Origin of the sequence: Corynebacterium sp. NML130628, from assembly GCF_001875665.1 — a bacterium.
Lineage (GTDB): Bacteria > Actinomycetota > Actinomycetes > Mycobacteriales > Mycobacteriaceae > Corynebacterium.
Genome location: NZ_MLAL01000040.1, coordinates 29,280 through 46,150, shown reverse-complemented (window position 1 = coordinate 46,150; position 16,871 = coordinate 29,280). Strand labels below are relative to the sequence as shown.

The 16,871-nt window shown below is 56.7% G+C and carries 10 protein-coding genes; 9 read left to right on the top strand and 1 reads right to left on the bottom strand.

The window, feature by feature from the left end; all coding sequences use genetic code 11:
• Nucleotides 1–972: 972 nt before the first annotated feature.
• From BJP07_RS09645 to BJP07_RS09610, 8 genes are all read left to right on the top strand, one after another.
• Nucleotides 973–1,527: an NYN domain-containing protein gene (locus BJP07_RS09645; protein WP_071567257.1), complete on the top strand. Its 555-nt coding sequence runs from the start codon at nt 973–975 to the stop codon at nt 1,525–1,527.
• Nucleotides 1,528–3,453: an N-6 DNA methylase gene (locus BJP07_RS09640; protein WP_071567256.1), complete on the top strand. Its 1,926-nt coding sequence runs from the start codon at nt 1,528–1,530 to the stop codon at nt 3,451–3,453.
• 10 nt (nt 3,454–3,463) lie between these two features.
• A complete protein-coding gene (locus tag BJP07_RS09635) occupies nt 3,464–5,056 on the top strand; it encodes a class I SAM-dependent DNA methyltransferase (protein ID WP_071567255.1) in 1,593 nt (530 codons plus the stop codon).
• Nucleotides 5,050–6,252: a restriction endonuclease subunit S gene (locus BJP07_RS09630; protein WP_071567254.1), complete on the top strand. Its 1,203-nt coding sequence runs from the start codon at nt 5,050–5,052 to the stop codon at nt 6,250–6,252. Before BJP07_RS09635 ends, BJP07_RS09630 begins: the two co-directional genes overlap by 7 nt.
• Nucleotides 6,253–6,259: 7 nt before the next feature.
• Nucleotides 6,260–9,433 carry a type I restriction endonuclease subunit R gene (locus tag BJP07_RS09625; RefSeq protein WP_177222555.1) on the top strand — a complete coding sequence of 1,058 codons (3,174 nt, stop codon included), beginning with the start codon at nt 6,260–6,262 and terminating at the stop codon, nt 9,431–9,433.
• A 53-nt stretch (nt 9,434–9,486) separates the two neighbouring features.
• Nucleotides 9,487–10,305 carry a hypothetical protein gene (locus BJP07_RS09620; protein ID WP_143111772.1) on the top strand — a complete coding sequence of 273 codons (819 nt, stop codon included), beginning with the start codon at nt 9,487–9,489 and terminating at the stop codon, nt 10,303–10,305.
• A gap of 15 nt (nt 10,306–10,320) precedes the next feature.
• Entirely contained in the window at nt 10,321–11,436 is a 1,116-nt protein-coding gene (locus BJP07_RS09615; protein WP_143111771.1) for a hypothetical protein, read from the top strand.
• Between the two features lie 748 nt (nt 11,437–12,184).
• Nucleotides 12,185–13,339: a Fic family protein gene (locus tag BJP07_RS09610; protein ID WP_255365975.1), complete on the top strand. Its 1,155-nt coding sequence runs from the start codon at nt 12,185–12,187 to the stop codon at nt 13,337–13,339.
• Between the two features lie 329 nt (nt 13,340–13,668).
• Here BJP07_RS09610 and glf read toward each other — a convergent pair whose 3' ends face one another.
• The gene (gene glf, locus BJP07_RS09605) at nt 13,669–14,847 is read right to left on the bottom strand and encodes a UDP-galactopyranose mutase (protein ID WP_071567249.1); all 1,179 of its coding nucleotides are present in this window, start codon (nt 14,845–14,847) and stop codon (nt 13,669–13,671) included.
• Between the two features lie 186 nt (nt 14,848–15,033).
• Between glf and BJP07_RS09600 the strand changes: the two genes are divergently transcribed.
• Nucleotides 15,034–16,869: an N-acetylmuramoyl-L-alanine amidase gene (locus tag BJP07_RS09600; RefSeq protein WP_255365974.1), complete on the top strand. Its 1,836-nt coding sequence runs from the start codon at nt 15,034–15,036 to the stop codon at nt 16,867–16,869.
• Nucleotides 16,870–16,871: the final 2 nt, after the last annotated feature.

Sequence of the window (16,871 nt, the reverse complement as noted above, 5' to 3'; positions counted from 1 at the left end):
CAAGGTTCGCGGCTTCACGCCGGTACTCCGGCGTGTACTTCTTGCGCTGTTGACTCACAATGAACATCCTCTCCTACGGACACAAGATCCGCACAAATAGGGTGTCCACTAAACGAGGGTAACCTCATAACGTGTAAGCGTGGCTTCTGATTCCGACGGACCTGGCGCCTCAGCGTGATCAGCACTACCCGTTCATAGCCTTCCACCAGCACGTTCGGCACTTTGAAACGGTTTCACTCGTCATTTTGGAGGCCCATCCCGACCGACAGCACAAAGCCTTCAACCGACGCCCATGCCACTTCACCCTGACAGATGCTCTAGAGTTGTTTGAAACAACTCTGCAACAACCCTCCTCTGAAAAGCCTGGAAAATAGGACATATTAGCAGCTCACAGTAGTTGTTTCGAGTTGTTTGCAAGTTGTTTTGCATTGCCAATTACCTCAATCTCCAACGTGGCTATCATCAGCCACCCACGCCAAACCTAACAGCACACCCACCTGCGGGTTCGACACTTTAAAGCGGTTCCACTCGGCGCATTGCACTCCTAGAACACTCCCTTCGTCGCCCCGAGAGTTGTTTCGAGTTGTTTATTACTCCCATTTTTGCGCCAAATCGGGGTATCCCCCAAAAAGACCACCCTCACCACTCACGCCCACGCCAACTGTAGTGCCAATACAGACATGCACACCACGCAGGAGACCTCAATTGAAACAAAGTGTTCGCCATACATTTGAGTCACACCACCCCAAAGTCTCCTACCCGAACCTCCAACCCTAAAACAGGGCACAAGCGGACCCACATTCACAGTATTTGTGAACATAGATAATCTTGCCACAATAGGAATCGGCAACAGCGCAAATGAGACGCCATCCAGGCCTTTTCTAGTGTGAATATACATGCGCTTGACGCGACTGTGAACGTAGGTTAATCTTTTTTACAGCAAACGCGAACACCACGAAAGGAATCCGGGCAATGAACACACTCCAAAGCGCCCCCAACCCCCAGTCCGACACCCGACCTCGCCGCCTCATTCTGATTGACATTGAAAATTTCAATGGCCAGCCGATTCATAGCGCTGCCCAGGCCAAGTGGTGCAAGAAGATGCTCACTCTTTGGCTAGATATCCAGGAAGGCGAAATCGTAATCATCGCATCGGACAAGAGCGGAATCCTGAATGTGAACGCAGGTTGGAAAGGTCCGCGTTTGCTCATGGGGATGGGGCCCAACGGAGCAGATCATCGATTGATCGAAGAGATTGAACGTATGAATTTCGGACAGTTTGACGAAATCGCATTAGTCTCCGGAGACGGAATCTTCGCCAACCCTGTCGCTTTCGCCGCAGAGTTCGGAGTACCTACCAAGGTGTATTCACACGGAGTGCAGCTTTCTCAGCAACTCTGCTTCGCGGCATCCGAAGTTTTCCTAGCGGAAGATGGGTACATTCCAACCAGCACCAACCTCGAAACCACCCCGACAATGAACAACAATGTAATTCAGCTTCACCCACACACTGAGGAGACAGCATAAATGGTTGCAACCACCGGACACCTCACGCTCAAGGACATCGCAGAGCTCGCACAGGTCAGCCGACCGGCAGTGAGTAACTGGCGCAAGCGCTACGAGGACTTCCCTTCGCCCGTAGAGGAATCAACCCCGCGTAAACCTTTATTCGAGGCGGAAGCCGTTGTGAGTTGGCTCAAGCGCAACGACTTCTTCCCTAAAGATGCTGAGCAAGACCTACAACTCACTGCGCTGTGGGCGGCCGCAAATTTGTTGCGTAATGAGATCCCAATTGAAGATATTCCGCTAGTAATACTGACTCTGCTTGCTCTCGATAAAGATCCCTCCTTTACGCCCCCAGCGGAATTCGAGACATTGCGGGCACACATCAACGAAGAAACAATCAATGACGTCGAGCATGGCATTTCCAAACTTGGTGTCATCGAATACGGCAAAGCTGCCCAGTTAGTAGTCGATCGATTCCTTGGTCTAGGCGCGCGTGGCGCGCGTAGCCAGTATGGGACCTCTCATTCGCTTTCCAGTGCAACAATTGCAGCGGCCGCTTCGACTACCACTAAGGACGTCAAGACGGTACTAGACCCAGCGTGCGGTATTGCCGGAACGCTTCTCGGCGTCGGCAAGCACGCGCCAGGTGCAAAGCTCATGGGCACAGAGATGATGCCCGACTCCGCGACCCTAGCCCGTCTGCTTGTATATCTCACTGGTCAGGTAGCCACCATCAAAACCAGTGATTCTCTTCGCTACGATCCGTTTTCCAACGCCCACGCCGACCTCATAGTCTGTGAACCCCCGATAGGTATGCGCTTTGCGCGAGATGAGCTAGATCACCTGCAGCGCGTTTTCCCGAAATACCCGTTGAGGGGACTTATGAGCGACGAGCTCTTCCTGCTTTACTGCGTGCAACACCTAGCTGCCGACGGTCGCGCGTACGTCATCACGGGGCTTGGTACAACGTTCATCAATCAGTTCAAGGAACACCGGCAGCGCCTCGCAGCGGAAGGGCAAATCGAAGCTGTCGTGCAACTCCCTGGCGGGATACTCTCTGCATCGCGTATTCCAGTTGCACTGTGGGTACTGAGTGCAGGGGGTATCGAAGAGCCGTTGCTCATTGATGCTTCTCACCAGAAGCCGGAATCTGTCCCCCAGCGAATCGCAGATTGGCTCACCGCCGCACGTAACAGGCGAGACACGGACGTGCCGTACGAGGCAGTTACCTTGGCAGATGTTGTTACCAACGATGGATCACTTCACCCATCAACGTATCTCGTTCAGGCCATCGCTATCGACCCCAGCGACGCAGCCGCCGAGTTCGATGCCGCTTTCCAACGCTTACAAACAACCACAAAGGACTTCATGAAAATCTCCGCCCCCCGCGTCTCCGCAGACGCAATCCCGTCTTCAGCCTCGTCCACCACTATGCGCGAGCTCGTCAACGCCGGCCACTTCATTCGTATTCTCGGCAAGTACCGCTTCGACGACAGCCAAGACCAGGGCAGCGCCCGTCTCGCAACTCCGAACGACAATGCGGAGCCCGCCTTTGTTAATGACTTCGATCCCGAAGATGTACTGCAACCTGGTGACATCCTGATGCCCCGGTTGGGAACCATCCCGGTGCGGGTGCACGAGGACGATAGCCAGACTTGGGTCCCTTCAAAGCATTTCACCGTTTTCCGTGCTGTCTCCGATGCCTACGACCCGTACTTCATCGCGGCATGCCTCAACGCCCCGGTGAATCTCGACAGTCGCGGCCAGGTGCCACGACGAAATCCAATAGCACGTCTTGTCATCCCAGAGCTCAATCGTGATCAACAGGCGGTCGTTGCAGAGACGCAGCGTTCGCTCGACAGCGCCCGTTCGGCTGCACACCATCTGGAGCGGGAAACCAAACACGCGAGCGAAGCCCTGATCAATCTTGTCTTCGCAGGAAAGTAGGATCCCAGATATGACTCCGACCCCCGTCAAAGAATTCCAGGACACCCTGTGGAAAGCAGCCGATAAGCTGCGCGGCTCCATGGATGCTTCGCAATACAAGGACATCGTCCTTGGTCTTGTGTTTCTTAAGTACGTCACCGATGCTTTCGATGCCCGCCGCGAGGAACTTCGAGCTGAGCTCGAAGAAGACGGCGCGAGTGAAGAAGATATTCTCGATGATCTCGAAGACCGTGATGCTTACTTGGAGAAGAACGTCTTCTGGGTAGCAGAGACAGCCCGCTGGGATTACCTCAAGCGCCATTCAAAGGGCAAGACTGAAGGTGCTGGCGGTGAGTTTAAGAGCATCGGCAAGCTTATCGACGAAGCCGCTGAAGCCCTCATGGCCGATAATCCTTCCTTGGAAGGCACGCTGCAGCGAAATTACAACAGCGAGAGCGTGGACCAGCACCGGCTTGGTGAGCTCATTGACCTCTTCAGCACCACCCGCTTTACCGCAGAGGGCCCGGAGCGTGCACGCGACCTGTTGGGGGAAGTGTACGAGTATTTCCTCGCCCGCTTCGCATCTGCAGAAGGCAAGCGTGGCGGCGAGTTCTACACCCCACGTTCCGTGGTACGCACACTTGTGGAGATTCTCGAACCGACTGAGGGGCGCGTCTACGACCCGTGCTGTGGCTCAGGTGGCATGTTCGTCCAAGCAGAAAAGTTCCTCGACGCCCACGACAAGGACCCGTCTGCGATTGCTATTTACGGCCAGGAGAACAATGAGCTCACTTGGCGCATGGCGCGCATGAACCTTGCCATTCACGCCTTGAGCGCGAGCGGCCTCGGCGAGCGCTGGGGCGATACGTTCGCCCGCGACATCCACCCCGGCGTGGAGATGGACTACGTGCTGGCCAATCCACCATTCAACATCAAGGATTGGGTGCGCAACACCGACGATAAGCGTTGGATGTACGGTGTGCCGCCGAAGCGCAATGCTAATTTTGGCTGGATGCAGCACATAATCTCGAAGCTGAGCGCCCAAGGAGAAGCAGGTGTTGTCATGGCGAATGGCACCATGACTTCAAATACCTCCGGTGAAGGCGAGATCCGTAAGAACATGCTCGAAGACGACATCGTTTCTTGCGTGGTAACGCTGCCGGCTCAGCTGTTCCGCGGCACTCAGATCCCAGTGTGTGTCTGGTTCTTCGCCAAAGACAAGGGCGTCGGCGATAAGGGGGGGGGGATCGATCGCCGTGGTCAGTTCCTCCTTATTGACGCCCGCTCACTCGGCTACATGGTTGACCGTACCGAGCGTACTTTCTCGGATGAGGATATCCAGAAGATCGCGAACACGTTCCGTACCTGGCGCGGTCGCCCGTCTGCCGAGGGCGTGTACGAAGACGTGCCTGGCTATTGCAAGTCGGTTTCTCTGCAGGAGATCCGCGAGGCGGACTACGCACTCACCCCAGGCCGTTACGTAGGGTTCGTCGAGGCTGAAGAGGACACCGAACCAATCGACGAGAAGATCGCTCGTCTCAAGACAGAACTCACCGCCGCCCTGGACGAGTCCGCGCGCCTCGACGCCGTGGTCCGCGAGCAGTTGGGGAGGTTGAAGTGGTGAAGTCGTTAAAGCTCAGTGATGCCACTATCAAAATCGGTTCTGGCGCGACTCCGCGTGGTGGAAAAAGCGCGTATGTTGGCAGCGGCACCGCTTTCATTCGTTCCCAAAATGTTCTTGATCTTGAAATCACGCTTGACGGCTTAGCATTCATCGATGAGGCCGCAGCCTCAAAGCTTGCTGGAGTTACCGTCAAACAGGGTGATGTTCTGATCAATATCACTGGAGATTCAACTGCCCGTGTAGCGCTTTGGGATTTGGATATGCCAGCTCGAGTCAATCAGCATGTTTCCATTCTGCGGGCTGACCCTAGTCTGCTTAATGCTCGGTGGCTGCAGTATTGGCTCGTTCAGCCAGCGGTGAAAAATCATTTGTTGGTGCTCGCATCCTCCGGCGGATCACGACCAGCACTCACTAAAACTATGCTGGCGAATCTCGACGTTCCACTGCCCCCTATTACACAACAAAACAGAATCGCGACAGTTCTCGGTTCCCTCGACGCCAAGATCGCAGCAAACAAGCACGTTGTTTCCGCTTCTAACGAGCTGATCAGGAATCTCTATCGCGCCCTCCCGGCATCCAGGCGCACGCTAAATGATGTGGCAAGCCTTGCGAAAAATAACGAGCAACCCCATCGCTTTCTGCCAGATAAGCGACTCGTCGGCCTTGAGCATTTCGATCCTAAGTCGCTCTGGCTTCCACGCAGCTCAGCACCGGAAACGGCTACTTCTGCAAAAACTGAATTCCAAGCTGGCGACACCCTGTTCGGAAAATTGCGACCTTACTTCCACAAAGTCGCGATTGCCCCATTCGACGGGTACTGTTCTACGGATATTTTGGTGCTACGCGCGAAGAATCCACTGCACAGTCCACTCGTTGCCGCAGCAGCCAACAGCGACGCAGTCGTGCAGCAAGCGGTCAATTGCTCTAACGGGACCAGGATGCCCCGAGCCAAGTGGACCGACATCGAGGGGCACCCGATCCCAGATCCCGATGCACCAGCAACACTCGAATTCATAGGTTTTGCCGCGACATTGATTCAGGACGCAACAGCGCGCCTTGAAGAGAATAAAGCCCTCGCCAAAACCCGCGATGAGCTGCTGCCGCTCCTTATGAATGGCAAGATCACAGTAAGAGAAGCGAAACAGGAAGCCGCTGCTGCAGGTGCGGAAATCCTGAATGAGGAGAACGAGGCGTAGAGCCATGATGTACAGCGAAGCGATGTTCGAAGTCGATGCACTTGAGCTGCTCGGAGAGCTCGACTGGAAGCCCACCGAAGGCAAAACTCTCGCTCCCGGTAGCGGCGAGCGCGAGAATTGGCACGACATCGTGCTTCGCGGGCGCCTCCTCAACGCACTCCGTAACCTCAACCCCGAGGTACCAGACGAGTACCTGAGGCAAGCGATGGCAGAGGTTGTCACACCGCAATCGCAAAGCGCGATCGCCGAAAACCACCGCCTACATGAAATTCTCGTGGAGGGATACCGCGGGATTGAATACGTCGACGCTGATGGGAAACGCCAGAACCCCACCATCACATTCTTCTCCCGCAACCCATCCAAGAATGACTACATCGCAGCGAACCAGATCACGGTACGAAACCTCGATAAAGAGCGTCGCTTCGACGTCGTACTCTACGTCAACGGTCTTCCGTTGGCGATCTTTGAGCTCAAGCAATCTGGTTCCACAGCAACCGTCGAAGACGCTTACAACCAGCTACGCACCTACGTCGATGAGTTCCCGCTAGCCTTCCGCTTCGCAAACATCGTTGTCTCATCCGACGGCATCGATGCACTCTACGGAACGCCATTCACCCCACGCGAGCACATGAGCAGCTGGCGCGTCGACGACGACGGCATCCCCTTCGAGCAGGGCCCGCTCGTAGTCGTGGACGGGGAAGAAATGACCGAGTTCGACATGCTCATGTGGGGCTTGTTCAACGTCGAACGCTTCGGCCAGATCTTTGTGGACTTCACCGCATTCGACGAGATCAACGGCGAGCTACGCATGCGCGTCGCAAAGCCCCACCAATACTTCGCAGTGACGAAAGCCGCTGGCAGAACTATCCAAGCCACCCATAGCGACAAAAAGGCCGGCGTTGTGTGGCACACAACCGGGTCCGGCAAATCCATGGAAATGGAAATGTACACCGCGAAAATCATGCGCGATGCACGGATGGATTCCCCCACCATCGTGGTACTGAACGACCGCAACGAGCTGGACAAACAGCTTTTCGACACATTCTCCGTCTCAACACTTCTGCCTGAGTCACCAGTCCACATCACGAGCCGTGAGGACTTGCGTGAACAGCTCAGTCAACGCCAATCTGGCGGCATTTACTTCGCCACTCTGCAGAAGTTCGGTCTGCAGGGCGCAAACAACGAGCGCGAGCTGGAACACCCCGTGCTTTCGGAGCGGCACAACATCGTGGTCATCTCAGACGAAGCACACCGCTCCCACTACGGATTCGGTGACACGAACGCGGACGGATACGCACACCACCTGCGTACCGCACTGCCGAACGCCACCATGATCGCATTCACCGGTACCCCAATCGACGAGTGGGACCGAAACACCCGTGAAGTATTCGGTGGTGAAATCGACGTCTACGACATGAATCGCGCCGTCGCCGATGGCGCCGTGGTCCCTGTCTATTTCGAGCCGCGGCTCATCCCTCTCGAGCGAATCCAAGGAATCACGGATGAAGACATCGACGAAGCAGCTGCAGATATCCTCGCCGATATTGATGAAGAGGACCGCGAGAAAGCGCAGCGCTCAGTCGCCGTGCTGAACACCATTTACGGATCGGACCAGCGCCTCACCACACTTGCCGAGGATTTCATACGCCATTGGGAAGACCGTCGTGAAAACATGAGGCAGTTCATCGGCGCACCTGGCAAAGCAATGATCGTGGTACAGACCCGCGATATCGCGGCCAACCTATACGAAAAAATTATCGAACTCCGCCCAGAATGGCACAGCGACAACGACCTCGACGGCAAGATCAAAGTCATCTACTCCGGTTCAGCATCCGATCCAGCTCACCTGCAGCAACACATTCGCAACCAGAGCCGAATGGACGCTATCAAGGACCGCATGAAAGACCCCGATGACGAGCTCGAAATCGCCATCGTCCAGGGCATGATGCTGACCGGGTTCGATGCACCCCCGCTACACACGCTGTATCTGGACCGCCCGCTGAAAAGCGCGCTGCTGATGCAAACACTCGCCCGGGTCAATCGGAAGTTCCGCCAAAAAGAAAGCGGTCTCCTCGTTTCCTACGCACCGCTGATCGACAATCTCCAGGCAGCAATTGCCGAGTTCACAAAGAGCACCACAGAAGAAGACGAAAAAGTTGTCGGCCAAAGCATTGAAGAAGCGCTGAAGATCGTACGGGGGTTCGTCGAAAAGCTCGATGCCCTCGCAGGCGAAGAGTGGCGGGCGCTCGAAGCGGACGGTGAGCACCGCACAGCACGCCTCCAACTACTTGCAAAGCTTCGCGATCCCAAGACTGCTGACGAGAGTGGTGGCTATCCGCTCGCGAAGCAATTCAACGAACTAGCTGGCAAGCTCGCTCGAGCATGGTCCTTGGCATCAGGCAGCCCGAATGCCGACGAATACCGTAGCGACGTCCGCTTCTACTCCGACATCCGCAACCAACTTATCAAGATGGACGCTGCAGACCGGCGTGCCAACGGCGAACCCCTCAGCGAGGAAGTCCTCACAATGCTCAGCCAACTCGTCGTAGACTCAAGCGCTTCTTCAAAGGTCATTGACATCTATGAAGAAATCGACCGCGACCTGCCAAACCTACAAGACCTCAACATCGAAGCACTGCAACTCGAAAAGCAAGGAGGCTCACGTACCGCCCTCCTTATCGACGCCCTCCGCCGCGACCTCCTCCAAGAATCACGCGCCGCGACCGGCAACAACGAAGTACGAGCGAAACAGTTTTCCGAACGCATCCGCGAACTGATGAACCGCTACACCAACCAGCAGCTCACCTCCGCCGAGATCATCGCTGAACTCATCGAGCTATCAAAAGAAATCGTTGCAGAATCCCAACGTGGCGATCAATTCCATCCACCGCTAAGCAACGACGAGCTCGCGTTCTACGACGTTGTTGCCTCCAACGGTTCCGCCGACGAAGTACTCAGCGACGATGTCATCGCCCAGATCGCCCGCGACCTCGTGGAAACACTCCGCCGCGACGCCAAAACTGACTGGACCGTGCGCGACGACGTCCGAGCCAAACTCCGCCGCTCAATCAAAACCCTGCTGCGCAAAAGCGGCTATCCCCGAGAACAACGCAACGAGGCAATCGTGCTCGTTCTAGAACAGATGGAGCGCTTCGCTCCCCGCTGGGCGGAGGTGGCGTAGTGGACCAGCTACTTCCAATCCTCCCAGGCCCCCGAGCTACTAGCGAGGACATCGTGCGCCTCAAACAGATCGAAGGTGTTCGGCTAGCCCTGCGACTCTTCGACCGTCAGCTCGAGGCCAGCGCGAAAGCAACGGCAAACGGCACCCCACAACAACGAGCGTTTGATACCTCCTGCCAGAAGTTTCTGGAGAGCCTCTCCAGCCTCCGATCCGGAGACCGCCTCGAACAGATCCGCGGCAAAGTGGAGAAGACAGTGCAGGAGAAAGCGCAACCATCAGGCGATCAGCCTGCTGAAAAGCCGGATGGTGATTCATCAGCCACTCTCACCCCGTACGACCGTGCACAACTACTGGTCGATAAGGAGGCCGTCGAAGCTCGAACCAAGTATGAAAACGACCGCACGGTATTACTTGACAAACCCAAGCAAATCCAGGAGGGCGAACTTCCAGCCGAGGAAGAACCTGAAGCATCAGGAGCTGTGGGTAGTAGTTCACTGTCCGGGCAAGACGACCCAACAGCAGGAGTGAAGCGACGTCAAAATTTTGAAAACGGAGACCCCCGAAGAACCAATCCTCCTCGACTAAGGAACCTCCGCAAACAGTCGGTCAACGCGCCCCAGGAAATAAGAGATGCGGCAGCAAGATGGGCATCTAGCAAGGCTGGAACTGGATATAACTCACCTGGGGCAGGATATCGATATAATTTCGCTTTCAACAAAAATATCAACGGTAACTCTTTCAATTGCTCTTCTCTAGTTTGGTCTGCATATATGTACGCTTCTCAAAATGAGATTGACTTGGACAAAAACGGAGGACCAGGAGTCTACCCAGACGATGTCAGAGATAGTCCGTTCGTAGAAGACTACGAATAGTACAGGGACGCTCAGATGAGAAAGATGCTCTCGAGAAAACGTAGCTTCCTTTGGCTGGGCGCACCAGCTGCGTTCCTGCTTCTCGTGGGATGCGCTGGCATTGATCGTTCTACCGGCGACAAGGAAGCTTGGACCAATCCTGGAAACTTCATAGTCTCCTACGGCCCCGTGGTCGAGCCTTACCCTTCAAATATTCATAACAGTTATTACTTGTACTCTCCTTCCGGGCAGCGTCTTGCCTCCTCACAGGGGCAAGGAAGCTGGACTCCCGTAGCCTTGACCACCCGCGAAGGAAGTTATGGCTATTTTCCCGATTCAATAAAGGACCTTGGATCAGGTGAAGAAAAAGCTTCCTTTCTGGAGAGAAGCCCCGTCACATTCTATGACGGTTCTCCTACAGGGAATTTGGCCGTAGGCATCGTGAACGATTCCGATTCGGCTGAATTCCACCATTCTTTTATTGTTTTTCACGGACAATCAACATTCAAAGCGCCTGTTCCAACCGTTCCCCACTCCCTTGCTGTAAGCGAGGACGCCGCGCTCGTCGTCGGGGATTCTTATGAAGGCGAACGCCACAAGAAGGACCTCGTATTGGTCCGCAAAGATGGTTCCGTCACGACCATTGATTTCCCCCACGGGTATGACACCTCAATCCCGGATTTCAAGTATCCCCACGTCAACTATTTGGGCGACGGCCTATTCGAGATCCTAGAGGGAAAGACAGAAGGAGAAGTTACCCATTTTACGTCGTTTGAGGTCCGACTCAGCGACGATAATGAAGCTGTTACGCAGCAGATCAGCCATTTTTCCATGGCGCTTCATAAAAACTTTGCTGTCACACGAAGCCTACCGTTTGGCGAGAATGGTTTCATTGACACGAACGGCACCGTATTTATCAACCACCGCGACAGTGAACCCCCTGAACTTACTGGGACAATTCCACGGTTCCAGGAGGAGAATTTTATACCAGTTAACTTTTCGACACAGGCACTCTTCGGAATTCGACGCAAAGATATCATTGAAATCCGTCGCTGGGATGCCCCAGAAAAAATCACAGCCCGCTTAAATTACGAACAGAACGCGTGCTCGGACGAAGCGTGCGGAATCTCCTCTATATCACGCACTTCATAAAGTGACCAGGTCAAACGCAATGAATTTTACCCATTACGCTTCCAACTGAGAATAAGAAAGCGTATTGTGTGATTGTTTTTCAAGTCAACAGTCAACCCACGAATGGGAACGAGGCTGCTGGATATCTCATAACCGCTGCACGTCTCGTAATCACCAGTGCGGGATTGCGGGTTGTTGGTACCGGTGTTCCATTCCGCTAACCGGGTGCCAACGCGTTCCGGGGCAGCTGGTGCCGACCCGGACAAAGTACACAATACTGTGCATCACGCCGGTAGTACACCACAGGTCGGCAAGTGGCAGCCGACTCCAAGAGTAATGCGCACCATATCTCTGGATTTCCCCTAGGTAGGCGCTGGACCATTTTCCCAGGTTGCGAATGGCGCGTGGGGAATTTGGTGCACGCACGCCCTCGCCGCACGAAAAAGTGCCAAAACTTCTCACACAGCCCTAGCGCATAGCCCCCCTTCTGCCTTACCACTATGCCGCCGACGAAGTCGACGGACCAAATGAAACGCTTCGCGCCCCCTGCTGGTCGGAGAGACGGCAGACCACGGGCGAAGTGTGTGCTGTGTTAGAAACCAGCTTACACGGCACTTAGCTATTGGTGACGCAATCATTGGGAGCAGGTGCGCTTTCCACCTATCCTTTGATGTGGTCGTAAATAGCAAAGGATAGTTATCTACGTTTATAGGTTGGATACGACATCACAACTTTGCATGCTAACTTATGACGTATGGTCTGGCCGTGTGTGACTTATGAGACTTTGCCGTGGCAGGCTGCAACCGAGAATATATCGCGTCGGGCGCAGCTACGTACGCCGCGAGAGTACGAGAGCGCCATAGTCCCGCGCATCGCTGACGAGGAATTGCAGCTACGCCCTGAAACGCTTGCAGCCGCGGATCGAGCAACCATCGCGGTGACGCGTTTCGACGCCACACACGCCACAGACGTCATTCCTTTTATCCCGCTTTTGCTGCGCGGTGAGTCCGTCGCATCGAGTAGAATTGAACAGCTCACCTCCTCGTCTCGCAAGATATTTGAAGCGGAACTTTCCGATTCGGGGACGGCCAATGCAAAGCTGATCGTGGCGAATGTTCGACAGATGCAACGGGCGATTGCAGTTGATACAGCAACAACTGAAACGTTGTTGGCAATGCACAGTGTGCTTCTGCAGGACGCTGCACCGAGGATCGCAGGTCGACTGCGAGAGCAGCCGGTGTGGATCGGTGGACCGCACAACCACCACCCGGGCGGTGCATTGTTCGTTCCGCCGCACCACGATCATGTACCGGAGCTGTTGGCGGATCTGGAGAGGTTCATGTCGCGCCGCGACATCCCAGCGTTAGCGCAGGCCGCGATCGCACACGCTCAATTGGAAACCATCCATCCTTTCGCAGACGGAAACGGGAGGACAGGGAGAGCCCTCGTTCATGTGCTGTTAAAAACCCACGACATCAGCGTCAATGGGTCGGTGCCAATCTCTGCAGGTTTGCTATCCCATATTGATGACTACTTTGCTGCGCTGGACGCATACCGACAAGGTGACGCCGACCAGATCGTCAACCTTTTCGCAGCAAGTGCACTCGAAGCCGTCGAGTACGGCACGTGGATCGCAGATGAACTGAATACGCTGCTGGATGAGTGGAAGCAACAGTTGTCCGCACGCTCCGATGCCCTTGCATGGAGGGTGCTCCCCTTGTTGTTGCAGCGGCCGGTAATCACCACGCGGATTGTGGTAGAGGAATTAGGAGGGACGCAGACCTCAGCAGGAAATGCGCTCGAAGCACTCGCGCAGGCCGGCATCGTTACCGGAGCACAGCTGGACAAGCGCACCCGCGCCTGGCGAGCCCCCGACGTGTTGGATTTGCTCGATGAGTTCGCCGAGCGGAGGCGACGCACTTGAGGCGCAGAGCTCAGCGCCGCGATGCCTTCGGCAAGAAGGCGTAGCGTCGCGTCGGGCTAACAGCGTCGGGCTGAGAGTGGCGCGCACCAAATCCCTACTTTTCGGGACAGGGGCGTGCCGTTTCCCCAGTTCGCGACTCCTGAGTGAGGGAATTTGGTGTCAGGCTCGAATACTGTTGCACCAGATTCCCGCTTTTTGGAGAGGCAGGTTCGCAAAAGACCAGGTCGCCACCGCTGCGAAAAGGAATTTGGTGCCGAGCAACCCGAGCAACCCGAGCAACGCGAGCAGCCCGAGCAACCCAAGCTACGCGCTGCACAAACAACGACCCCCTAGTGCCCGCGAGCCTGGTTCAGTGGCTCGCCGTCCTCGAAGTGGGGGCGCAGGTGGTTATCAAACAAGGAGAGCGCGGCGCCGATGGCCATGTGCATGTCCAGGTACTGGTAGGTGCCCAGGCGGCCGCCGAACAGGACGCCGTTCTTGCGGGATTCCTCGGCGGCGAGTTCGCGGTACTTCAGCAGTTTGGCGCGGTCCTCGGGGGTGTTGATTGGATAGTAGACCTCGTCGTCGTCCGTGGCGAAGCGGGAGTACTCCTTCACGATCACCGTCTTATCCGCCGGGTACGAGGTGCGCTCTGGGTGGAAGTGGCGGAACTCGTGGATGCGAGTGTAGGGGACGTCGGCGTCGTTGTAGTTCATCACCGAGGTGCCCTGGAAGTCGCCGGTGTCGAGCACTTCTTGTTCGAAGTCGAGGGTGCGCCAGCCGAGGTGACCTTCGGCGTAGTCAAAGTAGCGGTCGAGTGGCCCGGTGTAGACCACTGGGATCCCTTCGAATTCGTCGCGGATGTCGAACCAGTCGGTGTCGAGGCGGACGTCGATAAGTTCGTGGTCGGCCATGTTTTCGAGCCAGGCGGCGTAGCCGTCGACGGGTAGGCCTTCGTACTTGTCGTTGAAGTAGCGGTTGTTGAAGGTGTAGCGAACTGGCAGGCGGGAGATGATTTCCGGTGGCAGTTCGGTGGGGTCGGTCTGCCACTGCTTGGCGGTGTAGTGCTTCACGAACGCCTCGTACAGCGGCTTGCCGATCAGCGCAATGCCGCGCTCTTCGAGGTTGGTGGCGTCGGCGGGGTCGCGGCCTTCGCGCTGCGCCTCAATCAGCTTGCGGGCTTCGTCCGGCGAGTAGTACTTGCCGAAGAACTGGTTGATCAGGCCTAGGCCCATTGGGAATTGGTAGGCGGTGCCGTCGTGCATCGCGAAGACGCGGTGCTGGTAATCGGTGAATGAGGTGAAGCGGTTGACGTATTCCCACACGCGTTCGTTGGAGGTGTGGAAGAGGTGTGCGCCGTATTTGTGCACCTCAATGCCGGTTTCCGGCTCCTTTTCGGAGTAGGCGTTGCCGCCGATGTGGTGGCGCTTTTCCACTACCAGCACTCGCTTGCCCAGCTCGCTGGCTGCCTGCTCTGCCACGGTGAGGCCGAAGAATCCGGATCCAACAACAATGAGGTCGTAAGTCATACGGCCATTTTGTCACATTTCGTTTCGACGCCCCTCCGCGCGACACGCCACAAGTCTCAAGATTCACTTGAGACTTGAACTTGCACTAGACTGCTCTGGAGACACTTATTTCCCTATAGCCACAGGAGTTGAATCGTGCAACAACGCAAACGCCTGAACGGGTCACCCAGCAGGGTGCGCCCTCTCATGGCTGCGGTGATGTCCGTGGCCCTCGCCGTGACCGCAGCGTTCGGCGGCAACCACATTGTCCAGGTCCAGTCGGCGGCCCCGGCACAGATGGACGTCTATAACGCCAGCGAATCCTTCGCAACGGGCGCGAACATCACCGTGGATGACGCGGCGGTGCGCACCCAGGGCGGGGAGACCGAGGAGCGCCGCGTGGTCAAGGAGTTCACGCGCGACCGCGAGTTCACCATGTTCGGGCTGACGTGGAAGGGCGACCGCGACATTGTCGCCTACGTGCGCTCCCAGCGCGGGGACGGCACGTGGACAGAGTGGTTCGAGATGGATCCGCTCGACGCGGCACCGGGGACCGACACGTTCGGCACCGAGCCAATCTTCGTGGAGCCGACGAAGCGCGTCCAGGTTTCCACGGGCAACGTTGACCTCTTGGAGAACGGCCGCAAGGGCTCCACAGCGCCGAATACGGCGACTGACATCCAGGCCGTGTTTATCGACGGCGGCACCGGCACCACGAACGGCACCATCAAACCGGTCGTGGACTCCTACACCTACGGGATGCCAAAGGTGATCACGCGCGCCCAGTGGGGTGCCGGGAAGAACAGCAACCCGACCTACACCGAGCCGGTTACGGCCGCGACGGTGCACCACACCGCTGGCTCCAACAACTACACCGAGGCGCAGGCGCCGGGCATCGTGCGCGGCATCTGGAACTACCACACCTACACCTTGGGCTGGGGCGATGTGGGCTACAACGCCATGGTGGATAAGTACGGCAACATCTACGAGGGCCGCTACGGCGGGCTCGACCGCGCGGTCCAGGGTGCGCACGTGGGTGGCTTCAACCAGAACACCTGGGGCGTTTCCGTGCTTGGTAACTACCAGACGGCGGTGCCGACGCAGGCGTCGCTGCAGGCGTTGGGCGACATCATCGGTTGGAAGGCCGCCGTCGCGGGGTTCGATCCGATGGGTTCCAGCTACCACTACGCAGACTTCGACTTCAGTGGCAGCAAGTACCGGGCCGGCCAGGGCGGGATGTTCCCGAACATCAACGCCCACCGGGACTTCCACTACAACGAGTGCCCCGGCCAGAACCTCTACGACCGCATGAGCACGGTGCGCACCATCGCGAACACGAAGTACCGTTCGCTGCGCAACAATTCTGGGTTCACGCCTCCTGGCGACTACACGGGCCCAGTCACCGACACCACGGTGGGCGACTTGCTCGAGCGGCTCGGTTCTTCAAAGAAGAATCAGGATAGTGTCACCAACCCTGACGGCACCACGACGCAGGTGACGAACTCTGGTTCCTCCGACAACATTTCCCTGTCACGTATCGCTTCGGGTGACGCAGTGGCGATCGCAGCGGCCGTCGGCACCTTGGCCGGCCTGATTTTCCTCTACGCGAAGGCCAACGACCTCCTGCCGGGGGGCTTCAAGAATATCGCAGGCGTGGAGATCGCTCCGGGATTGACGCTGCAGAAGATCGCGCCGTACATCGAGCCGATGCTGAAGTTCGCGGGTCAGGATGACCTTGCGGCGGTGTGGAAGCAGTTCGAGCCGACGCTCGGCGCGCTCCTGGGTGGCGTCGGCGGCGTGGGCGGTAACGACTTCGGGTTCTTCCAGAACGGCATCGCCGTACGCAACGCGAAGGGCGAAGCCTTCACCATGTTCTCGAAGATCGCGAACGCCTGGCTCCAGCAAGGTCTCGACGCCGGCCCGCTCGGCCTGCCGGTCAACTCCGAGCATCCGATTGGCGACGGCCTCTTCCGCGTCGACTTCCAGGGCGGCGAGATCACGTACAACCAGCACACCAATACCATCAACATCGGCGTGCACTAGCT

Bases quoted from the DNA above. Each gene is read 5' to 3' on its own strand.
- BJP07_RS09645 (WP_071567257.1), top strand. From the start codon at position 973: ATGAACACACTCCAAAGCGCCCCCAACCCCCAGTCCGACACCCGACCT.
- BJP07_RS09640 (WP_071567256.1), top strand. From the start codon at position 1,528: ATGGTTGCAACCACCGGACACCTCACGCTCAAGGACATCGCAGAGCTC.
- BJP07_RS09635 (WP_071567255.1), top strand. From the start codon at position 3,464: ATGACTCCGACCCCCGTCAAAGAATTCCAGGACACCCTGTGGAAAGCA.
- BJP07_RS09625 (WP_177222555.1), top strand. From the start codon at position 6,260: ATGTACAGCGAAGCGATGTTCGAAGTCGATGCACTTGAGCTGCTCGGA.
- BJP07_RS09615 (WP_143111771.1), top strand. From the start codon at position 10,321: ATGAGAAAGATGCTCTCGAGAAAACGTAGCTTCCTTTGGCTGGGCGCA.
- glf (WP_071567249.1), bottom strand. From the start codon at position 14,847: ATGACTTACGACCTCATTGTTGTTGGATCCGGATTCTTCGGCCTCACC.
- BJP07_RS09600 (WP_255365974.1), top strand. From the start codon at position 15,034: ATGGCTGCGGTGATGTCCGTGGCCCTCGCCGTGACCGCAGCGTTCGGC.